Annotated in this window: 20 protein-coding genes; 2 read left to right on the forward strand and 18 right to left on the reverse strand. The window is 74.5% G+C overall.

Annotated elements, in window-relative coordinates; genetic code table 11:
• Positions 1-88: 88 nt before the first annotated feature.
• The 3 genes from ACIBPB_RS13740 to ACIBPB_RS13750 all read right to left on the reverse strand — a co-directional run bounded on the left by ACIBPB_RS13740 (position 89) and on the right by ACIBPB_RS13750 (position 2,828).
• Positions 89-1,315 (reverse strand): MFS transporter, encoded by a 1,227-nt coding sequence (locus tag ACIBPB_RS13740; RefSeq protein WP_396839923.1) that lies wholly within the window; start codon positions 1,313-1,315, stop codon positions 89-91.
• 3 nt (positions 1,316-1,318) lie between these two features.
• The gene (locus tag ACIBPB_RS13745) at positions 1,319-1,939 is read right to left on the reverse strand and encodes a disulfide bond formation protein DsbA (protein ID WP_396839924.1); all 621 of its coding nucleotides are present in this window, start codon (positions 1,937-1,939) and stop codon (positions 1,319-1,321) included.
• 91 nt (positions 1,940-2,030) lie between these two features.
• On the reverse strand, positions 2,031-2,828 hold the full coding sequence (locus ACIBPB_RS13750; RefSeq protein ID WP_396839925.1) for a hypothetical protein: 798 nt from the start codon (positions 2,826-2,828) through the stop codon (positions 2,031-2,033).
• A gap of 370 nt (positions 2,829-3,198) precedes the next feature.
• Here ACIBPB_RS13750 and ACIBPB_RS13755 point away from each other — a divergent pair, with 370 nt between their 5' ends.
• The gene (locus tag ACIBPB_RS13755; protein WP_396839926.1) at positions 3,199-3,615 is read left to right on the forward strand and encodes a YchJ family protein; all 417 of its coding nucleotides are present in this window, start codon (positions 3,199-3,201) and stop codon (positions 3,613-3,615) included.
• Between the two features lie 100 nt (positions 3,616-3,715).
• Here ACIBPB_RS13755 and ACIBPB_RS13760 read toward each other — a convergent pair whose 3' ends face one another.
• The 8 genes from ACIBPB_RS13760 to ACIBPB_RS13795 all read right to left on the reverse strand — a co-directional run bounded on the left by ACIBPB_RS13760 (position 3,716) and on the right by ACIBPB_RS13795 (position 11,371).
• On the reverse strand, positions 3,716-4,261 hold the full coding sequence (locus ACIBPB_RS13760) for a gluconokinase (RefSeq protein ID WP_396839927.1): 546 nt from the start codon (positions 4,259-4,261) through the stop codon (positions 3,716-3,718).
• Positions 4,251-5,480, reverse strand: coding sequence for a D-mannonate dehydratase ManD (gene manD / locus ACIBPB_RS13765; RefSeq protein WP_396839928.1), 1,230 nt, complete (start codon positions 5,478-5,480; stop codon positions 4,251-4,253). Before manD ends, ACIBPB_RS13760 begins: the two co-directional genes overlap by 11 nt.
• 25 nt (positions 5,481-5,505) lie before the next feature.
• Positions 5,506-6,459: a sugar kinase gene (locus ACIBPB_RS13770; RefSeq protein ID WP_396839929.1), complete on the reverse strand. Its 954-nt coding sequence runs from the start codon at positions 6,457-6,459 to the stop codon at positions 5,506-5,508.
• A gap of 52 nt (positions 6,460-6,511) precedes the next feature.
• Positions 6,512-7,135 carry a bifunctional 4-hydroxy-2-oxoglutarate aldolase/2-dehydro-3-deoxy-phosphogluconate aldolase gene (locus ACIBPB_RS13775; protein WP_396839930.1) on the reverse strand — a complete coding sequence of 208 codons (624 nt, stop codon included), beginning with the start codon at positions 7,133-7,135 and terminating at the stop codon, positions 6,512-6,514.
• A gap of 4 nt (positions 7,136-7,139) precedes the next feature.
• Positions 7,140-8,288 carry a galactonate dehydratase gene (gene dgoD / locus ACIBPB_RS13780; protein ID WP_396839931.1) on the reverse strand — a complete coding sequence of 383 codons (1,149 nt, stop codon included), beginning with the start codon at positions 8,286-8,288 and terminating at the stop codon, positions 7,140-7,142.
• A 7-nt stretch (positions 8,289-8,295) separates the two neighbouring features.
• Positions 8,296-9,111 carry a carbohydrate ABC transporter permease gene (locus ACIBPB_RS13785; RefSeq protein ID WP_396839932.1) on the reverse strand — a complete coding sequence of 272 codons (816 nt, stop codon included), beginning with the start codon at positions 9,109-9,111 and terminating at the stop codon, positions 8,296-8,298.
• Positions 9,108-10,055, reverse strand: a complete 948-nt coding sequence (locus ACIBPB_RS13790; protein ID WP_396839933.1) for a carbohydrate ABC transporter permease — start codon at positions 10,053-10,055, stop codon at positions 9,108-9,110. The genes ACIBPB_RS13785 and ACIBPB_RS13790 overlap by 4 nt, the downstream gene beginning before the upstream one ends.
• Before the next feature lie 77 nt (positions 10,056-10,132).
• Positions 10,133-11,371: an ABC transporter substrate-binding protein gene (locus ACIBPB_RS13795; RefSeq protein WP_396839934.1), complete on the reverse strand. Its 1,239-nt coding sequence runs from the start codon at positions 11,369-11,371 to the stop codon at positions 10,133-10,135.
• Between the two features lie 184 nt (positions 11,372-11,555).
• On the opposite strand from ACIBPB_RS13795, the gene ACIBPB_RS13800 reads away from it, so the two are divergent.
• Complete coding sequence (locus ACIBPB_RS13800) at positions 11,556-12,320, forward strand: FadR/GntR family transcriptional regulator (RefSeq protein ID WP_396839935.1); 765 nt, start codon at positions 11,556-11,558, stop codon at positions 12,318-12,320.
• 196 nt (positions 12,321-12,516) lie between these two features.
• On the opposite strand, the gene ACIBPB_RS13805 is transcribed toward ACIBPB_RS13800, so the two are convergent.
• From ACIBPB_RS13805 to ACIBPB_RS13835, 7 genes are all read right to left on the reverse strand, one after another.
• Entirely contained in the window at positions 12,517-12,906 is a 390-nt protein-coding gene (locus ACIBPB_RS13805) for a DUF2267 domain-containing protein (RefSeq protein WP_396839936.1), read from the reverse strand.
• Between the two features lie 80 nt (positions 12,907-12,986).
• Entirely contained in the window at positions 12,987-14,840 is a 1,854-nt protein-coding gene (locus ACIBPB_RS13810; protein ID WP_396840106.1) for a transketolase, read from the reverse strand.
• Positions 14,841-14,953: 113 nt separating this feature from the next.
• Positions 14,954-16,240: an MFS transporter gene (locus tag ACIBPB_RS13815; RefSeq protein ID WP_396839937.1), complete on the reverse strand. Its 1,287-nt coding sequence runs from the start codon at positions 16,238-16,240 to the stop codon at positions 14,954-14,956.
• A 297-nt stretch (positions 16,241-16,537) separates the two neighbouring features.
• Complete coding sequence (locus ACIBPB_RS13820) at positions 16,538-17,539, reverse strand: hypothetical protein (RefSeq protein WP_357321733.1); 1,002 nt, start codon at positions 17,537-17,539, stop codon at positions 16,538-16,540.
• Positions 17,540-17,611: 72 nt separating this feature from the next.
• Entirely contained in the window at positions 17,612-18,790 is a 1,179-nt protein-coding gene (locus tag ACIBPB_RS13825) for a hypothetical protein (RefSeq protein ID WP_396839938.1), read from the reverse strand.
• Positions 18,791-18,844: 54 nt separating this feature from the next.
• Positions 18,845-20,503: a serine/threonine-protein kinase gene (locus ACIBPB_RS13830; RefSeq protein WP_396839939.1), complete on the reverse strand. Its 1,659-nt coding sequence runs from the start codon at positions 20,501-20,503 to the stop codon at positions 18,845-18,847.
• Positions 20,500-20,706 (reverse strand): hypothetical protein, encoded by a 207-nt coding sequence (locus ACIBPB_RS13835; protein ID WP_396839940.1) that lies wholly within the window; start codon positions 20,704-20,706, stop codon positions 20,500-20,502. Before ACIBPB_RS13835 ends, ACIBPB_RS13830 begins: the two co-directional genes overlap by 4 nt.
• Positions 20,707-20,742: the final 36 nt, after the last annotated feature.

The following is a 20,742-nucleotide window of genomic DNA, read 5'->3' on the forward strand; positions in this document are numbered from 1 at the left end:
CCACGCCACGCGCACCGGCCATGCCGGCCGCGCGGGGCGCGCCCCGGTCGCGGTCGGCCGGGGCGTGCGCCGCGCGGAGCGCGCCGGCTCAGCCGCAGGCGACCAGGGCCCGGGGGGCGGGCCGGCCGGCGTGCCGCGCCACGAGGCCGATGCCGAACGCGGCGGCGGCGTAGAGCCCGGCGAAGGCCAGCCAGCCCGGCGCTCCGCCTCCGACGATCAGCCAGGTCAGCAGCACCGGGCCGAGCATCCGGGCCACCGGCACCCCGCTGCCGAAGAAGCCCTGGTACAGGCCGTGCTGGTCGGCCGGGGCGAGGTCGAAGCTGAGCTGCCACGCGCCGGCGCCGTGTGCCATCTCGGCGTACACCTGGGCGCCGGCGCCGAGCAGCAGGATCCCCGCGGCCAGCGCGGGCGTGCCGGCGACGCCGGCCAGCGCGAAGAGCCCGCACGCGACGACCATCCAGGCCCCGGCGCGGCGCAGCGACCGGGCCGCGCCGGCCGGGTCGACCACCCGCCGGGCCACCCGCACCTGGGCCAGCATCACCGCCGCCGTGTTGACCACCAGCAGCGCCGCCGCCAGCCAGGACGGCGCCACGGTGCGCTGGACCACCCACAGCGGCAGCACCAGGCTGAGCAGCGGCAGGTAGAGCATCATCACCGCGTCTAGCGCGGTGAGCAGTGCGTACCGCCGGTCCTGGAAGACCGCGCGGCGGGCGCCCGCGGCCTCCCGCCGGGCGACCGGCCGGCGCCGGGCCGGCAGCCGCCGCAGCAGCAGCGCCGCGACACCGAAGGCCACCGCGTCCAGCAGCAGCACCGCGCGGTACGCCCCGGCGGCGTGCGCGGCCAACGCCAGCCCACCGAGCGCGGCGCCCAGGCCCAGCCCGGCGTTGACCACCGCCTGCAACCGGGCCCGCACCTCGGTGCGCCGCTCCGGTTCCACCAGCCGGGCCAGCAGCGCCTGGCGGACCGCCGCCAGGCCGGTCTGGCAGCCCGCGTAGAGGCAGGCCACCAGCACGAACGCGACGGGTTGGCGGACGGCCAGGAAGGCCGCGACGGCCAGTCCGGTGCCGGCGGCCAGCAGCGCGGCGACCAGCCGGGCGTCCCGCCGGTCGGCGGCGTGCCCGGCCGGGATCCCGGCGAGCAGGCCGGCCGCCCAGCCGAGGGAGAGCCCGAGCCCGACCTGCCCGGGCGACAGGCCGACCACCTGGGTGAAGTAGAGCGCCGAGGTGACCAGGAACGCGCCGTCGCCGATCGAGTTGGCCAGCTGGGCCAGGGCGAGCGTGCGCGCCGGTCCGGGCGCGGGCAGCAGGTGTGCCATCGCTCAGCCCTCGATCGGCCGGCGGGTACGCGCCCGCTTCAGCTCGAAGAACCCGTCGGTGCCGGCGACCAGCAGCACCCCATCCCAGAGCCGGCCGGCGTCCTCGCCGCGCGGGATGGGCGCCACGACCGGCCCGAAGAACGCGTTGACCCGGCCGTCGGGGCCGGCCACGTGGATGGCCGGGGTGCCCAGGTCCTCGCCGACCGGGGCCAGCCCGGCGTGGTTGCCGGCCCGCAGCGCCTCGTCGTGGTCGGTGACGTCGGCCGCGTCGGCCAACTCGGCGGGCAGGTCGACCTCGGCCAGCGCCGCCAGGTAGAGCTCGCGGCCGATCGGCGCCCGCTCGTGGTGGATCCGGTTGCCCAGCGCGGTGTAGAGGTCGCGCAGCACCTCGGGGCCGCACTTCTGTGCCGCGGCCGCGCACACCCGGACCGGGCCCAGGCCGGACTTCAGCCACTCCTGGTACCACTCCTCCAGCCCGTCGCGGCCCTCGTTGAGCAGGGACAGGCTCAGCACGTGGAACCGGGCCCGGACGTCGCGGACCCGCTCCACCTCCAGCAGCCAGCGGGAGGCGTTCCAGGCCCACGGGCAGCGCGGGTCGAACCACATGTCGGCGGTGGTCGTCATCGTTTCGGTCCCTCCGGGAAGCGTTCTCGACCACGACGCTAAGGCCCGAAGCGGCCCAACAGCAGAGCCGATCCGGGCCTCGTTGGTTGGGTCAATTCCCGCGCGCCCACCCGCCCGGCACCCGCCGGGTTTGCCCGCCCGTGCGGTGGGAAGACCCGCGCGGGCCGATCGGCCCGACTCGCCGGACGGCGGCCCGACGCCGGTCCGGCCGCGACGGATTGCGAGGAGGAGCGATGGCCCAGGCGGCCACCAGACCGAGCAGCGCCCGCAAGGCCACCGGGGCGCGCAAGGCCCCGATGCCGAACAAGACGGCGGCGAAGAAGGTCGCGACCGCCACCCGGCGGGCGACCGGAGCGACGGCCGCCAGGACCCCGGGCGGGAAGCCGACGCCGACCAGCGCCCGGGTCGCCCGAAAGAAGGACATCGCGGCCACCACCGCCACGCCGGCCCGGCGGCCGACCGCGAAGGCCACCGCCGCCAAGCAGGCAGCCCCGGCGAAGAAGGCCACCGCCGCCCGGAAGGCGCCGGCCACGACGGCCGCCGCGAAGAAGGCGCCCGCGAAGACCGCGGCGGCGAAGACCGCGGCGGCGAAGACCGCGGCGGCGGCGAAGAAGGCCGCGGCCAAGACGGCCGCCACCCGGACCGCGGCGAAGAAGGCGCCCGCGACGCGGGCCACAGCGAAGAAGGCACCCGCGACCAGGGCCACGGCGAAGAAGGCGCCGACCAGCCGGACCACGGCGAAGAAGGCGCCGGCCCGGAAGGCACCCGCGAAGCAGGGCATCGCCCGCAAGCCCACCGCGAAGAAGGCGGCGGCCACCGCCCGGTCCCGGACCGTCGCCGCGACCCGGACCCCGGCGAAGAAGGCCACCACGATGGAGTCGTTCGGCAACCGGCGTACCGCCCGGGCGGGCAGCCGCTGACCCGCCGGGGCCAGTCCAGGCGGGCGCCCCGCGCATCCGACGCCCGTACGCGAGCGGGACCGGCTCGCCACCGAGCTGCTGAGCCGGTTGATCGACTCGGTTGATCCCCTCGAGCGGTACGCGCGGGCGACCGTGGACGATGTGGCCGCCGGGTTGCGGCATGTCGTGGTGTCCATCGGCGTTGAAGGGCCGCTTTACCGCATGCCGGGTCGATCAAGCCGCCACGCCCCGCCGCGATGGGCCGTTACGCGCTAAATGGGGGTGTCCGGGGCCGGCCGGGTGGCGTGACGACGTCGTAGCCGGGGCGGGCACCCGCGAGCCGTCGGCCAGAATGGTCGGGTGGCGAAACGCGGTGCCCGCCGAAGCGCGGCCGACGAGATGCAGCCCTGCCCCTGCGGCACCGGCCTGCCGTACGCGGACTGCTGTGCGCCCGCGCACCGCGGCGCGTCGGCGGCGCCGACCGCCGAGGCGCTGATGCGCTCCCGGTACAGCGCCTTCGCCGTGGGCGACGCCGACTACCTGCTGCGCAGCTGGCACTCCCGCACCCGGCCGGCCCGGCTGCGGCTGGACCCGGGCACCCGGTGGACCGGCCTGGAGATCCTGGAGACCGACCGGGGTGGCCTGTTCGACACCGCCGGCACGGTCGCGTTCCGGGCCCATTACCGGGAGGCCGGGCGGCCCGGCAGCCTCACCGAGCACAGCCGCTTCGTCCGCGAGGACGGCCGCTGGGTCTACCTGGACGCCCAGCCCGACTGAGCCGGCGCTCCGCCGGCGCGCACGGACACCCGCCCGAGTAGGCCACACCGACGCTCAGCCGGCCCGCACGGACACCCGCCCGAGCAGGCTGAGCCGGCGGTCAGCCGGCCCGGACGGACGTCCGCCGGGGCAGGCCGAGCCGGCGGACCGCCGCGGCGACCAGCTCCTCCGGTGACGCCGCCACGTCCAGCACCACGCCGGGTTCGTCGGACCCCAGTTCCTCCAGCGTCGCCCGCTGCGAGTCGAGCAGGCTGGCCGGCATGTAGTGCCCGACCCGCCGGGTCATCCGGTCCCGGATCAGCTCCGCGGTGCCGGCCAGGTGCACGAACTCCACCGTGGGCGGCCCCTGGCGCAGCACGTCCCGGTAGGAGCGCTTCAACGCCGAGCAGGCCAGCACGGTGGACACCCCCTCGGCGTGCCGTTCGGCCATCCATGCCGCGAGGTCGCGCAGCCAGGGCCAGCGCGCCGCGTCGTCCAGCGGGATGCCGGCGCGCATCCGGGCCACGTTGGCCGGCGGGTGGAACTCGTCCGCCTCGGCGAACACCAGCTCGGTCAGCTCGCTGATCCCCCGCGCCACCGTCGTCTTGCCCGCCCCGGACACGCCCATCACGATCACGTGCCGGGTGGGCGGCCGGTCACCAGTCATGGACCGTGCCGTCCTTGAGCCGGTTGAACGGCAGGTACGCCGGCTGGTAGGGGAACCTGGCCGCGGCCTGCTCGTCGAGCTCCACGCCGAGGCCCGGCTGCTCCCCCGGGTGCAGGTACCCGTCGACGAAGGTGAACGACTGCCGGAACACCTCGTCGGTGAGCGCGCCGTGCCGCATGTACTCCTGGATGCCGAAGTTGTGGATGGCCAGGTCGAGGTGGAGCGCGGCGGCCATGCCGACCGGGGAGATGTCGGTCGGGCCGTGGATGCCGGACTTGATCTGGTACTGGGCCGCGTAGTCGAGCAGCTTCCGCATGGCGGTGATGCCGCCGGTGTGGGTGACCGCGGACCGCACGTAGTCGATGAGCTGTTCCCGGATCAGCGTCTGGTAGTCCCAGACGGTGTTGAAGACCTCGCCGATGGCCAGCGGGGTGGTGGTGTGCTGGCGGACCAGCCGCAACGCCTCCTGGTTCTCCGCCGGGGTGCAGTCCTCCAGCCAGAACAGGTCGTACGGCTCGAGCGCCTTGCCCAGCTTGGCGGCCTGGATGGGGGTCATCCGGTGGTGGCCGTCGTGCAGCAGGGGCAGCTCGGGGCCGAACTCGTTGCGGACGGCCTCGAAGACCCCCGGCAGGTGGCGCAGGTAGGAGCGGGTGTCCCAGTCCTCCTCGGCGGGCAGCGGCGTGCGCTGGGCGGGCTCGTAGTCGTAGCGCTTGCCGTCGACGCTGGGCTGGGCGGCCACGCCGTAGACGGCGTTGATGCCGGGCACCGAGGTCTGCACCCGGATGGCCCGGAAGCCCTGCGCCAGGTGGTGGCGGATGGAGTCGAACAGCTCGGGCAGGTCCCGCCCGGAGGCGTGCCCGTAGGCCAGGATGCCGGTCCGGGAGGCGCCGCCGAGGAGCTGGTAGAGCGGCATCCCGGCGGCCTTGGCCTTGATGTCCCAGAGCGCCACGTCCACGGCCGCGATGGCGGCCATGGTGACCGGTCCCCGCCGCCAGTACGCCGACCGGTAGAGGAACTGCCAGGCGTCCTCGATCTGGTGCGGGTCCCGCCCGATCAGCAGCGGGACGACGTGGTCGGCCAGGTACGACGCGACGGCCAGTTCGCGCCCGTTGAGGGTGCCGTCGCCCAGCCCGGTGAGCCCTTCGTCTGTGGTGATCTTGAGGGTGACGAAGTTCCGGTCAGGGCTGGAGACGATGACGTCCGCGGCGACGATCTTCATGCCGATGCCTTTCTCAGGGGTGATGTCAGCGCAGCGTGCTGCCGGGCTGCACGTCGTTCAGGAGGGACAGTTCGTCGCGCCGCGGCAGGGACTCCCAGTCGCCGTGGCCGGCGACGGCGAAGGCCCCGAGCGTGACCGCGCGGCGCAGTCGTCCGGCCAGGTCGAGACCGTCGAGGTGGCCGGAGAGGTAGCCGGCGGTGAAGGCGTCCCCCGCGCCGACGGTGTCCACCGCCGTCACGGGCAGCGCCGCCGTCTGCCGCACGCCCTCCCGGGTGTACGCGCGGGCGCCGTCGCCGCCGAGCTTCACCAGCACCGTGGACACGCCCCGGTCCAGCAGCTCGGCGACCACCGTCGGCTCGTCGGCGCCCGGCGTGCCGACCAGGTCCAGTTCGTCGGCGGAGGCGACCACGACCGAGGCGTGGCCGACGACGTCGGCGAGCGCGGCCCGGGCCGCCTCCCGGCTCCACAGTTTCGTCCGGTGGTTGACGTCCAGGCAGACCAGCGTCCCGGCCCGGGCGGCGGTCTCGGCCGCCCACCGGGTGGCCTCCCGGGCGCTGTCGGACAGCGCCGCGCTGATCCCGGTCAGGTGCAGCACCCGCGCGCCGGCGGCCAGGGCGGGCCGCAGATCCTCGACGGACACCGCCGAGCCGGCCGAGCCGGCCCGCTGGTAGATCACCCGGGTCAGGTCGGCGGTCCGCCGTTCCAGGAACATCAGTCCGGCCGGGCGGTCCGGGTCGCGGACCACGTGCCCGACCCGTACCCCCTCGGCGCGCAACTGGCGCAACAGGAACTCACCGAGTTCGTCGTCGCTGACCCGGCCCGCGTAGGCGGCGCGGTGGCCGAGCCGGGCCACCCCGACGGCCACGTTGGCCTCCGCCCCGGCCAGGTGCGGGGTGAGCGCGCCCCCGGTGACGATGGGCCCGGTCGTGCGCAGCGACACCAGGGCCTCGCCGAAGGTGAGCAGGTCGACGGCGCTCATGACGCGGCGGCGGGGCAGGCGCGCGGGCGCGGCGCGGCGGGGTCGGCGGCGCTCATGCGACGGCCGCGAGGTAGGCCCGGGCCCGCCGGCGCAGGGCGTCGAGGTCACCGCCGGACGCGGCGTCGCCGACCAGCGGGCCGCCGACGCCGACCGCGATCGCGCCGGCGCCGAAGTAGCCGGGCAGGTCGGCCAGGCCGACGCCGCCGACGGCGACGAACGGGATGTCCGGGAACGGGTCGCGCACCGCCTTCAGGTACGCCGGGCCCCCCACCGACGCCGGAAACAGCTTGATCGCCGACGCGCCCAGCCGCATCGCGGTGTACGCCTCGGTCGGGGTGAACGCCCCGGCGGCGACCGGCAGCCCGAGCCGGGCCGCCTCGGCGATCGACTCGACCACCGCCGGCGTCACCACGAACTGCGCGCCGGCGGCGGCCACCTCGGCGACGTCGGCGACGGTGAGCACCGTGCCGGCGCCGACCAGGGACCCGGCCGGCGCGACCGCGCGCAGCGCCTCGACCGCCCGCGCCGCGTCCGGGGTGGTGAGGGCCACCTCCACGATCCGGACGCCCTCCTCCAGCAGGGCGGTGCCGGCGGCGATCGCGCCGGCGGTGTCGGTGCCCCGGATGACCGCGAGGATCCGGGCGGCGGCCAGTTCGGTGGCGAGATTGACGCTCATGTGATCACCATTCCGCATAGGAGCCATCGGGGTGCCGCCAGGTGGGGCTGCGCCAGGCATGGCCGCGCTTGTCCGCGGTACGCACCGCGTGTTCGTCGATCTCGATGCCGAGGCCGGGCGCGGTGAGCCGCTCCACGTACCCGTCGACGAAGGTCAGCGGGGTCTTGTCGAGGCAGTAGTCGAGCACCTCGGCGCCGAGGTTGTAGTGGATGCCGATGCTCTGTTCCTGGATCAGGTAGTTGGGCGTGGCGAAGCCGACCTGCAGGCAGGAGGCCAGGGCGATCGGGCCGAGCGGGCAGTGCGGGGCGAGCTGGACGTCGTACACCTCGGCCAGCGCGGCGATCTTCCGTACCTCGGTGATGCCGCCGGCGTGGGACAGGTCCGGCTGGGCGACCGCGATGCCGGCCTGCAGCACCGGCAGGAACTCCTGCCGGTTGTAGAGGCGTTCCCCGGTGGACACCGGCGTGCTCGTGGCGCGCACGAACTCGCCGATGAGGTGCGAGTTCTCCGGCACCACCGGTTCCTCCAGAAAGAACGGCCGGTACGGCTCGAGCAGCGGGGCGACCCGGCGGGCGGTGGCCAGGCTGAACCGGCCGTGGAAGTCGACCGCGACGTCCCGTTCGTCGCCGAGCACCTCGCGGGCGGCGGCCACCCGCTGGACCACCCCGTCGAGCTCGGCGACCGAGGCGACCGGGCTCATCCGCCCGGACGCGTTCATCTTCACGGCGGTCAGCCCGGTCTCGACGGCGGCGCTGATCTGGTCGCGCACCTCGGCGGGCTCGTCGCCGCCGACCCAGCCGTAGACCCGGATCCGGTCGCGGACCGGGCCGCCGAGCAGCTGGTGCACCGGGGCGCCGAAGTGCTTGCCGGCGATGTCCCACAGCGCCTGGTCCAGCCCGGCGACGGCGCTGGCCAGGATCGGCCCGCCCCGGTAGAACGAGGCCTTCGTCATGACCTGCCAGTGGTCCTCGATCCGCAGCGCGTCCCGGCCGATCAGCAGCTCGCTGAGCTGCTCGACGGCGGTGCGGACGGTCTCGGAGCGGCCCTCGCAGGTCGCCTCGCCCCAGCCGACGATCCCGGCGGACGTCTCGACCCGGACGAACAGCCACCGCGGTGCGACGAGGAACGTCTCCACCCGTGCGATCGTTGTCATGGCGTCCTCAGCCCTTCGTGGCGCCGGCGGTGAGCCCGGAGACGATGTACTTCTGCACGAACAGGGCGATCACCATGATCGGCAGGGTGACCACGGTGGCCGCGGCCATCAGGCCGCCCCAGTCGATGCTGGCGTAGCCGACGAAGTCGAAGATCGCCACGGGCAGGGTCTTCGTGTCCGCGCCGGAGAGCACCAGGGCGAACATGAAGTTGTTCCAGGAGAAGATGAAGGACAGAATGCCGGCCGTGGCGATGCCGGGCACGGACAGCGGCAGGGTGATCCGCCGGAACGCGCCGATGTGGGTCAGCCCGTCGACCAGCGCCGCCTCCTCCAGGTCCTCCGGCAGGCTGTCGAAGAAGCCCATCATGATGTAGACGATCAACGGCAGCGACACGAACATGTGGCTGAGGATCAGCACGGTGTACCCGCCGACCATCTGCAGGTTCGAGAAGACGTAGTACCAGGGCACCAGGAGCGACACGCCCGGGATGATCCGGGCCATGAGCACCACGAGCGCGGACTTCTTCATGTTGAACCGGCTCATCGAGTAGGCCGCGGGCACCCCGAGGAGGAGCGAGAGCACCGTGGCGGCGAACGCCACCCAGAGGCTGTTGCCGATGAACTGGACGTAGTTGGCCCGCTGGAGCACGTTGTCGTAGTTGTCCAGGGTGGGCGAGAAGACGAAGGCCTTGCCGGTGTCGTAGATGTCGACGTTGGTCTTGAACGACGCGGCGATCATCCAGAGCAGCGGCGCGATCAGCGCCAGCACCACGACGGCCAGGGCCACCCCCCGGAAGACCGTGAACGGCTTGCTCGGCTTCATCGGTCCAGCCCCTTCTTGCGGTAGGTCAGGGCCCACATCACCCCGATGATGATCAGGAAGAAGATGATGAGGACGGTCGATGAGACGCCGTAGTCGTTGTAGTCGAAGCTCAGCCCGTACGCGTAGACGTTGAGCGTCTCGACCTCGTGGAACGATCCGCCGCCGCGACCCTTGGTCGCGTAGAGGATGTCGAAGGTCTTCAGCGCGTCGATGCCGCGCAGCAGGATCGCCACGATCACGGTGGGCATCAGCAGCGGCAGGGTGACGTGCCGGAACCGCTGCCAGGTGCTGGCGCCGTCGATGAGGGCGGCCTCCTGCGGCTCGTCGGACAGCGAGGTGAGGCCGGCGAGCAGGATCAGCACCACCATCGGGGTCCACTGCCAGATGTCGATGAACATCGTCGTCGGCAGGGCGCTGCTCTGGCCGGACAGCCAGGGCTGGGGGCCGATGCCGACCCAGCTGAGGAGCTGGTTGGCCATGCCGATGTTGGGATCGAAGATCAGCCGCCACATCATGCCGACCGCCACCGGGGTGGCGACCAGGGGCAGCAGGATGGCGACCCGGACCCACCGCTCACCGCGGAACGGCCGCCACAGCAGCAGGGCGATCGCCATGCCGAGCGCGACCTCGACGGCGAGCACGACGCCGGTGAACAGGACGGTGCGCCACACCGCCGGCCAGAACCGGTCGGTGTCGGCGAGCACGTCGAGGTAGTTCTGGAACCCGATGAACTCGCTCTCGGCGCGGACCGAACCCTCGGCGTCGGTGAGGCTGAGGTATCCGGTCCACGCCACCGGAAAGATGATCAGCACGGCGACGAACGCCATGGCGGGGGCCGCGAAGAGCCACTTGCGGTGCGTGTTGGCCCAGCGCGACCAGCCCGACTCCGCCGGGCCCGCGCCGGCCTGCGGCGGTCTGGTGACTGGTGTGGTGACGGCTGACATGAGGTCTCCGAGTGCTCAGGGCCGGGACCCGGCGCGGGACGGCGGGGCCGGTCGGGCCCCGCCGTCCCGCGGTCGGGTTACTTCGCCTCGTCGTCGAGGAACTTCTGGAACGCCTCGTTCGCCGCGTCCGCGGAGGCGGCCGGGTCCTTGCCGGTGATCGCGTCGACGATCGGCTGGCCGACGATCTCGCGCGCCTGGGCGACCTTCACGACCAGCGGACGGTCGTGGCCGACGCCGTTGGCGGTGCTGGCCGTGGTGGCTTCGGCGAGGTCCTTCGGGTAGGTCGCGATGGCCTGCGGGTTGGCCCAGACCGAGGCGCGGGCGCCGGGGACGCCGGCCTCCTGCTGCGCCAGCGACTGCTCCTTGCCGGCCGCCCACTGGATGAACTTCCAGGCGTTGTCCTTGTTCTTCGACTGGTCGTTGATGCCGAGCGCCCAGGACGGGATGTTGTAGGGCTTCGAGCCGGCCGGGCCGGCCGGGAACGGCGCGAAGCCGACGGTGTCGGAGACCTTCGACTTGGCCGGGTCGGTGGCGTTCTTGTAGAGCGAGTTGGCCTCGGTGTAGAAGGCCGCCTTGCCCTGGGTGAAGATGGCCATCGCCTCGGACCAGCTCATGTCGGTGCTGATGTTCTCCGGGCCGTGCTCGCGCAGCAGCCCGCCGTAGTAGGCGTACGCCTGCTTGGCCTGCTCGGTGTTGACCGAGGCCTTGCCGTTGGCGTCGACGAAGTCACCGCCGAAGCTGAACAGGAAGCTGGAGAACTGGGTGACGGCGGCGGCCTTGCCGGTGCGGGAGACGAAGCCCGCGACGCCCGGGTTGTCGGCCTCGACCTTCGCGGCCTGCGCCTTGAGCTCGTCCAGGCTCTTCGGCGGCGCGTCGAAGCCGGACTTCTTCAGCAGGTCCTTGCGGTAGTACAGGACCTCCGACTCGGTGATGATCGGCACGCCGACCACCTTGTCCTCGTACGTGGTGGCCTGCACCGGCCCGGCCTGGAAGTCGCTGAACTCGAAGGCGCTGTCCGACTTGGACCGCTCGGTCAGGTCGGCGAGGTACTTGTTCTTGCCGAACTGCTTGCCCTCCTGCAGCGGCCGGTACATCATCACGTCGAGGTCGCTGGACCCCGCGTTCAGCTTGACGTTGTACTGGTCGGAGAGCTGGTCCTCACCGAGCTGGGTGACCTCGACCTTGAGGCCGGTCTGCTTCTCGAACTCCGGCAGGGCCTTCTTGATGTTCTCCGTCCAGACGTGGTTCACCAGCGTCACGCGCAGGGTCTTCGAACCGCCGCCGTCCTCTCCGCCGCCGCAAGCGCTCAGGCCCATGGCGACCACCACGGCCAGAGACGTACCGATTATCGATCGACGTCGCACGTCATCTCTCCATTTCTCGTGGTCGCCGCCCCGGGGGAAGAGCGCCACAACGCTGTAACGTCCGCTTAAGCAGGGGATGCTAGGACGAAAAAGCTGATTTATTCAAGGGGTTGACCCAACTGATACGATCCTTGGCGTGGAACCGTACTCCTCCGGGGTCGTCGGCACCCAGCCCGCTCCGGCCGAGGTCGGGCTGCACGCACGCGTCCTCGAACACCTCGGCACCGCCATCTGCGGCGGAGAGTTCGCCCCCGGGGCGGTCCTCAACATCGACGACCTGGTCGACCGGTACGAGGTCTCCCGCTCGGTGGTCCGTGAGGTGCTGCGTGTCCTGGCGTCGATCGGGTTCATCGAGACCCGCCGACGGGTCGGGGTGACGATCCGGCCCGCGCACGACTGGAACGTCTTCGACCCGCAGGTGATCCGGTGGCGGCTCGCCTCGGCGAGCCGGCTCGCCCAGCTGCGGTCCATCACCGAGCTGCGCACCGCCATCGAGCCGCACGCCGCCCTGCTGGCCGCCAGCCGGGCCGGCCACGACGAGGCCAGCGACCTCGTCGGGCTCGCGGCCAAGATGTGGGCCGCCGGCAAGGCCGGCGACGAGGAGCGCTTCCTGCGGCTGGACATCGAATTCCACCGGCGGGTGCTGCTCGCCTCCGGCAACGAGATGTTCGTCCGCCTGCAGGACCTGGTCGCCGAGGTGCTCACCGGCCGGCACAAGCACCACCTCATGCCGCACCACCCGCACGAGCAGGCGCTGCACCTGCACGCCGAGGTGGCCCAGGCCATCCAGCGGCACGACGGCGAGCGCGCCCGGCGGGCCATGGTGGAGCTCATGGAGCAGGCGTTCGAGGAGATGCGGTCGCTCTGGGAGCAGACCGCCGAGCCCGACCCGGTGAACTGACCCGCCCCGGCGGGTTCCGGCGCCGCGCCGGGCCGCCGCGACCGCTCCGCCGTGGACCCGGCTGCACCGGCGGTGGGGCCAGTCGGGTCGATCAGGCGCCGCCGGGTGGCGGCGGGCCGGTCCGATTGATCAAGGGCCGCCGGGCGGCGGCGGGCCGGTCCGGTTGATCACGGGCCGCCGGGCGGCGGCGGGCCGGTCAGGGCTCCCGGGGCACCGGCTGGGCCAACGCCCCGATCTCGCGCGGCAGCTGCGCCAGCGCGCCCTCGAACTTCCGGTGCCCGACCACCCGGTGCAGGGTCTGCAGCACCGCCCGTACGCCCCGCTCGGCCACCTCCGGCGCCTGCCCGGCGCGCTCGGCGACCCGCCGCAGGAACTCCTCGGGCCCGAACGTCTCGGGCTCCTCGGTGCGGGCCCGGGACAGCAGCGGGCGCAGCTCGTGCGCCACGTGGTCGGCCAGGTCGGCCGCCTGGCCCCCGCTGATCCGCTCGCCGAGCGTGCGCAGCGTGGCCTCGGTCAGCGAGCCCGCGGTGTCCGCCGAAACGCCCGCGCGGGCGGCCACCTTCTCGAAGAACTCCAACTCCGCCATGTCCGTCCCTTCCCGTCCGGGAGGCAGCGTGGCTACCCGCCCCGGCCGGCCGCAAACGGTCGGGGCACGCCGGGGCGCGCTCAGGCCAGGGCGCGCGCCGCCCCGACGATCGCGGTCACCCCGATGCCGGCCCGGTCCATCTGCTGGGTCGGTGTCCCCGAACCGGGCAGTCCGCGTACCGCCAGGTGGGCGACGCGCACCGGCTCGGCCAGGTCGGCCAGCGATTCGAGCACCGCCGAGCCGAGGCCCCCCTCGGGGTAGTGGTCCTCGACCACCACGAGCCGGCCACCGGTGGCCCGCACGGCGTCGAGCAGCCGCTGCCGGTCCACCGGTTTGATCGAGTACAGGTCGACGACCCGGGCGTCGATGCCCTCGCGGGCCAGCTCGTCGGCGGCGGCGAGGCAGGTGTGCACGGTCACCCCGGCGCCGATGAGCGTCACGTCGCCGCCCTCGCGGAGCAGCTTGCTGCCGCCGATCGGGAAGGTGTCGCCGTTGTCGTACAGCACCGGGTACGCGCCGCGGGTGGTGCGCAGGTAGCTGATCCCCTCCCGGTCGAGCAGCTGGGCGACCAGCGCGACGCAGGAGACCGCGTCGCTGGGGCAGAGCACGGTGGAGCCGGCCACGGCGCGCAGCGCGGCGAGGTCCTCCAACCCCATCTGCGACGGGCCGTCCGGGCCGATCTCGACCCCGGCGTGCGAGCCGGCCAGCACGATGTCGGCCTGCGAGATCGCGGCCATCCGGATGAAGTCGTAGGCGCGGGAGAGGAACGCGGCGAAGGTCGCCGCGAACGGGCGGTAGCCGCGCACCTGGAGGCCGACCGCGGCGGCGACCATCTGCTGCTCGGCGATGAACATCTCGAAGAACCGGTCCGGGTACGCCTCGCCGAACTTGTCGGCGCGGGTGGAGTCGCTGACCTCGCCGTCGAGGACGACCACGTCCGGCCGGCCGCCCAGCGCGCGCAGCGCGTCGCCGTACGCGTTGCGGACCGCGACCTTCTCCCCCTTGGCGTACTGCGGCAGGGTCGGCGCCGGCGCGGTGGGGGCGCCGGTGGACGGGACCGGCTCGGGTCGCGGCGCGCGAACCCGGATCCGGCGGTCCCCGCCCAGCGCGGCCACGGCCCGCTCGGCCAGGTCCGCCGGCAGCGCCTTGCCGTGCCAGTCCGGGCTGTCCTCGATCTCGGGCACCCCCTTGCCCTTGACGGTCCGGGCGAGCACCACGGTCGGCCCGCTCGCCGCCCGGGCCTGCCCCAGGGCCTCGTCGATGGCGCCCAGGTCATGGCCGTCGACCACGATGCCCCGGCAGCCGAACGCCTCGACCCGCCGCCGGTAGGTGTCCAGGTCCCACTCCAGCTCGGTCGCGCCGCGCTGGCCGAGCCGGTTGACGTCGACGATCGCCGTGAGGTTGCGCAGCCCGTAGTGGCCGGCCTTGTCCAGCGCCTCCCAGATGGAGCCCTCGGCCATCTCGCTGTCGCCGCAGAGCACCCAGACGTGGAACGGCAACCGGTCCAGGTACCGCCCGGCCAGCGCGATGCCCACCCCGGCCGGCAGTCCCTGGCCGAGCGAGCCGGTGGCCACGTCCACCCAGGGCAGGACCGGGGTGGGGTGGCCCTGCAGGCGGGAGCCGGCCTGGCGGTAGGTGTCCAGCAGCTCCTGCTCGCTGATCGCGCCGACCGCCCGGAACACCGCGTACAGCAGCGGCGACGCGTGGCCCTTGGAGAAGATCAGGTGGTCGTTGGCGCGGTTGCCCGGGAACGACCAGTCGTAGCGCAGGTGGCGGGAGATCAGCACCGCGAGCAGGTCGGCCGCGGAGAGGCTGGAGGTCGGGTGGCCGGACCCGGCCCGGGTGCTGCACCGGATCGCGTCCACCCGCAGCTGGGCGGCGAGTTCCGCCAGCCCGGCGAGTTCCTCGTCGCGCAGGGTGCGCTCCGCTTCCATGGTCACCGGGATCGCCTCCGTCCTCGCCCGGCCCGGGCCAGACCGCCGCCGCGCAGACCGGGTGGACGACCCGGAGCGGCGGCGGCGCTGACCGCCTTGCGCACCTACCGTAATCAGGGTGCGGAAGTTTTCTCCGGTAACTGGCTATTTGTCCCCTCGGACGGATCGGCAACCGCAGCAAGGCGCGACTCCCGGCCGCCGGGCGCCCGGGACCGGGCCAGCAGGCACAGCGCGACCGCCAGGTAGGGCAGCGCCGCCAGCGCGAAGGCGACCGCGTTGCCGGTGGCGCCGGCGACCAGGCCGTAGCCGCCGTAGCAGGCGATCACGGTCAGGTCGGTGGCCATGCCGGCCACCGAGGTGACGGTGGCCCGCGCGGTGCCGGTGATCCGGGCCTGCAACCGCACGTCGGCCAGCACCGTGGCGAGTTGGAACGCGGCGAACGCCACCGCGAGCGGCAGGAAGCCCGCCGGGTGCCCGACCAGGGCGCCGGCCGCCAGCGCCACCGCGGCGAGCACCAGCAGGCCGGCGTACCCGCCGGTGCGCAGCCGCTCCCCCGCCGGCGCGAGCAGCCCGCCCACGGTCATCCCGGCCCAGAGCAGCAGGAGCAGCAGCGGCACGGTGGCCTCGCCCACGCCGGTGTCCCGGGCCAGCAGCCCGGTGTACTCGTCGAGGCCACCCCAGACCGCGCTCACCGCCGGGACGAGCAGCAGCGCCCCGCGTACCCTCCGGTCGGCCCGGGCCTCGGCCAGGCCGGCCCGCAGGCTGCCCAGCCAGCCGGGACCACCCTCCCCGGCCGCCGCGGTCCCGCCGGCGGGCGGCGGGCGGTGCTCCGGGAACCGGGTCGCCACGGCGGCGGCGAGCAGGCACGCGCCGACGCTGGCCAGCGCGACCGCCCGGTAGCCGCCGGCGGCGAAGACCGGACCGGCGAGGGCGCCCGCGCCCGCCGCGGCGGCCACCCCGGCGGTGCGGGCCCGGCCGAGCAGCCGGGCGTACCGGTCGGCGGCGCCGAGCCGGTCGAGTTCGGTGAAGACCAGCGCCTCCAGGGCGCCGGAGCGCAGCGCCCCGCCCGCGCCCCAGAGCACGAAACCGACCGCGAAGGCCGGGTACGAGGGGGCCAGCACCCAGAGCGCGAACGCGACGGCCGGCAGCAGCGGGGCCAGCGCGAGCAGCAGCCGCCGGGACACCGCGTCGGCCCAGGCGCCGGAGGGCACCTCGAGCGCCAGGCCGGTGGCCGACCAGAGCACGAAGAGCGCGGAGATCTGCCCGACCGACAGCCCGGCGTCGGCGAACAGCAGCGCGTACAGCGGATAGAGCAGGACGAAGTCGGTGAGGAACGCGTAGCCGTAGAGCGCAGCCGCCAGCGGCCGGGTCCCGGGCGCGCGCGCCGGAGTGATGATCATGAGGCCTTCCCACGAGGACGCGACCGACACCGGAGGTGCGGTGTCCGTGGCGGCCCGCAGGCACGGCCGTCAGGGCAGGATCAACATCGCCAGGTCATGCGCCGATGCTATCCGGCGCGCGACCGGCCCGGGTGCCCCGGCGACGCCGGGCATCGGCCGGCGCGGGTGAGCGGCGCCAGGCATCGGCCGGCGGGAGTGGCGACGCCGGGCATCGGCCGGCGGGAGTGGACGGCGCCGGGAACGCGCACCGGGGTGGGACCCGGTCGGGTCCCACCCCGGTGCGTCGGTCCGGGCGGCTCAGCGGCGGAACTTCTCCACGTCCGCCGCCGGGATGACCATGGTGGCCTCGCTGTCCGCCGCCTGCTCGGCGGTGGGCTGGCGCGGCGCGGTCGTGGGCTGGGTGCGCTCGGCCTCGGCGTACGGGGGCACCGGCTGGGTGGCCTCCGCCGGCCCGTACGCCGGGACCGGCTGGGTGCGGTCGGCCTCGGCGTCCCGCGCTACCGGCTGGGTACGGTCGGCCTCGGCGTCCCGCGCCACCGGCTGGGTCAGGTCCGACCCGGCGTACGGGTCGGGCCGGCTCAGCCGCGCCTCGACGTCGCGCCGGCCGGCCTGGTAGGCGCGGGCGTGGGTGGCGATGGTGCGGGACTCCTCCTCGGCCCGGGTCAACCAGTTCTCCCAGCGGCTCTGCATCGGACGGACCAGCCCGCCGCCGACGCCGACGACCAGGATGCCGCCCACGGTGGCCAGGACGGCGATCAGCACCGGGGTGGTGACCGCGGTGGCGACGCCGATCTGGTTGAGCGCGGCGATGATGCCCAGGCCGAGGATGAAGACGGAGGCGATGTTGGCCAGGATCCGGCCGTAGGAGAGGCCGCCGAGCGCGCTGGAGATGATGTCCTTGACCGCCTTGGCGATGGCCGCGGCCACCACCACGATGACGATGGCCACGAACGCCCGGGGCAGCCAGGCGATGACGCCGGCGATCAGGTCCGAGATCGGGTTCGGGCCCCAGATGCCGAAGGCGAGCTGGAGGGTGACCAGCAGCACCGCGTAGTACGCCAGCTTGGCGACGATGTCGCTGGCGTCGTACCGGGAGCGGGCCAGGGCGGTCTTGATGCCGCCGCGCTCCACGGCGCGGTCGAAGTGCACCCGCTCCAGGACCGCGTCGACCAGCTTCCGTACGGCCTTGGCGATCAGCCAGCCGACCACCAGGATCGCGATGAAGGCGACCGCCTTGGGCAGGAACAGCATCACCGAGCGGAACGCGTCGCCCACCGCGTCGCCGAAGTTGTCTCTCATCGAAGGGCCTCCACGCAGGGGTTCAGGTCGGTCCGCCTGGACCTACCCGGACCGCCCGCCCGGAAAACCCGGTCAGCCACCGGCGCAGCGGTAGGCGACCTGCGTACCGGCCTGCAGCGGGGACGGCTCGATGAGGTTGACGGTGGCGGTCTCGGTGGTGGCGCCCACCCCGCTGAACGTCCACTTGAGAGTCAACGTCACCGTCCGCTCGCCCCGGCCGACCCGCTCGGTGAGCAGCGCGCCCGGCGGCGCGTCCGACCGGAACCACTGGTAGCGGATGATCCCGCCCCGGCCGTTCGTGTGCACCGTGGCCACCACGTCGACGGTGACGTCGCAGCGCTCGCCGGCCGGCCGCGGCACGGCCACCGTGACGCCCTCGACCTCCAGCGGGCTGAGCCGCTGCCACAGGTAGAGCGCGACCACCAGCAGCAGCGCGGCGGTGAGCAGGCTGGACAGCACCGAGACCACCCGGCGCCACCGCGGCCGGGGCCGGCGCGCCGGGATCCCGGCCGGCCAGGGTGGGGCGGGCGGCGGCGTGGCCGGCACGCCGGGCCCGAAGCGCAGTTCCCCGCCGGCCGCCGGCCGGGCCGGGTCACCCGCGGTCCGGGCCGTGACCGCTCCCCCGTGGTACGCGCCGGTCGTCCCGCCGTGCCCGGCCGCCGGCGCGGTGCCCTGGGTCGGCACGCCCGCGCCGGTGACCGGGCCGGCGGGCCAGGTGCCACCCGGCGCCCCGGCGGCCCGGGTGGGCGTGCCCGCGCCGGTGAACCGGCCGCCGGGCAGGGTGAGCCCCGACGCGGCGCCGGTGCTGCCGGAGCCGGCCCCGAACTGTCCGAACGGCACCCTGCGGTCCGACGCGGCGAGGTGCCCGGTCGCATCCGACGCCGCGAGGTGGACGGTCGCGTCCGACGCCGCGAGGTGGACGGTCGCGTCCGACGCCGCGAGGTGGACGGTCGCGTCCGACGCGGGGAGGTGCACGGTCGCGTCCGACGCGGGGAGATGCACGGTCGCGTCCGACGCGGGGAGATGCACGGTCGGATCCGACGCGGCGAGATGCACGGTCGGCTCGGCCGAGCCCGGGCGGACCGTCGGGGCCGGGGCGGCGAGGTGCACGGTCGCGTCGGTGGCGGGCCGGGGCGCGGTGGGTTCGACGCCGCCGACCGGCAGGGTGCGGTCGAGGTCGACGGTCGCCGACGGGTCGACCGGCAGCGCGCGGGTGGGCAGCGCCTCGGTGGGCTCGTCCGGCCGGGTCACCCGAGCCGTCCCCGGGCCGTGGTGGCGGTGTGGGCATCGGTCATGTCGTGACTCCTAACCGATGGGGCAGTCTGCGTAGAGCGTCACGTAGGCCGGGCTGGCCGAGGTGGCGGTGTTGCCGGCGGCGTCGACGGCGGTGACCTGGATCAGGAGGCGGCTGCTCTTCGCGGGTTTCGGCAGCGGCCCGAGCGTCCCGTGGAACACTCCCCGCCCGACCGGGCTCATCGCGACGGTCGAGCTGGTGCCCGCCAGGGCATAGCGGAAGGTCACCTTCAGCGCGGTCGGGCCGGTGCGGTCGTCGGTGGCCGTCACGCTGATCGTGCTGGTCCGGTAGCCGTAGGGGCAGCCGTCCGGGACCAGTTCGCCGGGGTCGCCGCCGACGCCGCCGACGACCGGTGCGGTGACGTCCGGCGGGGGCGGCGGCGAGGTGCTGGTCGTCGGGGTCGGCGCGGGTGCGCTGGTGCGGACCGTCGACGCGGTGGGCGCGGCGGGGCCGGTGCGGGTGGGTGTGCCGCCCGGGGTGGCCGGTGGGGTGCCGGTCGCCGACGGGCTGGGGGCCGGGGTCGAGGTCGGCGCGGCGGTCGGGCCGGTGGCCGGTGGGCCGCTCGGGGACGGGCCGGCCGGACCGGGCGGTGCGGGTGGTCCGGCCGCGCCGGCGGGGTCGTCCTGCGCGGCGTAGCGGTAGCCGGCGCCGCCGACCAGCAGGGCCGCGACGAGCGCGCCGCCGACCAGCGCGGTCCGCTTGCGGCCGCGGTGGGCCAGGCCCCGGCGCGCCGGGGCCTGGCCCGGGTCCGCGCCGAGCACGGTGCTGGCCAGGCTGGTGGCGCCGCCGCTGCCGTCCGGGAACGGCCACAGCGCGGCGAGCAGGGCGGCCCGCCGGGCCAGCTCGCGCAGGCCGCGCTCCTCCCACTCCGGCCCGTACGCCTCGCCGGCCACCTGGTCGAGGACGGCCAGGAAGACCTGGGCGGGTTGCGGGCGGTCGGCGGGCTCCTTGGCCATGCCGTGCCGGAGCAGGTCGTGCACCGGCACCGGGGCCGGATCGGTCGGGATCGGCGCGGAGGCGTGCTGTTCGCGCAGGGTGAGCAGGTCCCGTCCCTGGTACGGCGGCCGGCCGGTGAGGCACTCGAAGAAGGTGGCGGTCGCGGCGTAGATGTCGCAGGCCGGGCCGGCCGGAGCGCCGGTCCACTGCTCGGGGGCCATGTAGCGGGGGGTGCCGGAGACGGTCGTGCCGTCGCCCTGCCCGATCGGCACGGCGATGCCGAAGTCGGCCAGCTTGCTCAACCCGTCGCCGGTGACCAGCACGTTCTCCGGCTTGTAGTCGCGGTGCACGACGCCGTGGGCGTGCGCGGCGGCGAGACCGGCGAGGGAGCCCTTGAGCACGCAGAGCGCCGATTCCGGCGAGGTCGGGCCGTGTGCCCGCAGCATCTGCCGCAGCGACACCCCGTTGACCAGTTCCATCACGATGGCCGCGCCGTCGGCGGACTCGACGTACTCGTAGAGCCGGGAGACGTGCGGGTCGTCGATGGCGCCGAGGAGCCGGGCCTCCTCCCGGAAGGCGGTCCGGAACGACGGGTCGTCACCGATGTCGCGCACCAGGTACTTGATGGCGACGGGGGTGCCGGTCGGGTCGTGGGTGGCGAGCACGACGCTGCCCGACGCACCGGCGCCCAGCTGACGCACCGGCGTGTAGCCGGACAGCTGCCACCCGCTCATGCGAGGAACTCCACGGCGCTCCAGGGGCGGGTCTCGGCGTCCGCCTCGCCGATCATTCTGGCCGCCGGGGCGGCGCCGGCCATCGGCGCAACGGATGTTTCCGGCGGCCGGACGTCGACCCCGGGGCCGGGGCGCCGGCCGGGTCCGGGGTCGGTCGGGCGGGAGCCCGGCGGCCGGGCGGGGGCGTGGTCGGTGTCGGACACGTCGTCAGCGGTAGCAGACGCCGGCAAACCCGCCGG

Source organism: Micromonospora sp. NPDC049836 (assembly GCF_044465125.1).
Taxonomy (GTDB): Bacteria; Actinomycetota; Actinomycetes; order Mycobacteriales; family Micromonosporaceae; genus Micromonospora.

What these genes read in the sequence shown, in the direction of transcription:
- ACIBPB_RS13805 (WP_396839936.1), bottom strand. Translation starts at nt 12,906, where the DNA reads ATGGCGGAGTTGGAGTTCTTCGAGAAGGTGGCCGCCCGCGCGGGCGTT.
- dgoD (WP_396839931.1), bottom strand. Translation starts at nt 8,288, where the DNA reads ATGACAACGATCGCACGGGTGGAGACGTTCCTCGTCGCACCGCGGTGG.
- ACIBPB_RS13810 (WP_396840106.1), bottom strand. Translation starts at nt 14,840, where the DNA reads ATGGAAGCGGAGCGCACCCTGCGCGACGAGGAACTCGCCGGGCTGGCG.
- ACIBPB_RS13760 (WP_396839927.1), bottom strand. Translation starts at nt 4,261, where the DNA reads ATGACTGGTGACCGGCCGCCCACCCGGCACGTGATCGTGATGGGCGTG.
- ACIBPB_RS13830 (WP_396839939.1), bottom strand. Translation starts at nt 20,503, where the DNA reads ATGAGCGGGTGGCAGCTGTCCGGCTACACGCCGGTGCGTCAGCTGGGC.
- ACIBPB_RS13795 (WP_396839934.1), bottom strand. Translation starts at nt 11,371, where the DNA reads ATGGGCCTGAGCGCTTGCGGCGGCGGAGAGGACGGCGGCGGTTCGAAG.
- manD (WP_396839928.1), bottom strand. Translation starts at nt 5,480, where the DNA reads ATGAAGATCGTCGCCGCGGACGTCATCGTCTCCAGCCCTGACCGGAAC.
- ACIBPB_RS13815 (WP_396839937.1), bottom strand. Translation starts at nt 16,240, where the DNA reads ATGATCATCACTCCGGCGCGCGCGCCCGGGACCCGGCCGCTGGCGGCT.
- ACIBPB_RS13775 (WP_396839930.1), bottom strand. Translation starts at nt 7,135, where the DNA reads ATGAGCGTCAATCTCGCCACCGAACTGGCCGCCGCCCGGATCCTCGCG.
- ACIBPB_RS13745 (WP_396839924.1), bottom strand. Translation starts at nt 1,939, where the DNA reads ATGACGACCACCGCCGACATGTGGTTCGACCCGCGCTGCCCGTGGGCC.
- ACIBPB_RS13790 (WP_396839933.1), bottom strand. Translation starts at nt 10,055, where the DNA reads ATGTCAGCCGTCACCACACCAGTCACCAGACCGCCGCAGGCCGGCGCG.
- ACIBPB_RS13820 (WP_357321733.1), bottom strand. Translation starts at nt 17,539, where the DNA reads ATGAGAGACAACTTCGGCGACGCGGTGGGCGACGCGTTCCGCTCGGTG.
- ACIBPB_RS13770 (WP_396839929.1), bottom strand. Translation starts at nt 6,459, where the DNA reads ATGAGCGCCGTCGACCTGCTCACCTTCGGCGAGGCCCTGGTGTCGCTG.
- ACIBPB_RS13740 (WP_396839923.1), bottom strand. Translation starts at nt 1,315, where the DNA reads ATGGCACACCTGCTGCCCGCGCCCGGACCGGCGCGCACGCTCGCCCTG.
- ACIBPB_RS13785 (WP_396839932.1), bottom strand. Translation starts at nt 9,111, where the DNA reads ATGAAGCCGAGCAAGCCGTTCACGGTCTTCCGGGGGGTGGCCCTGGCC.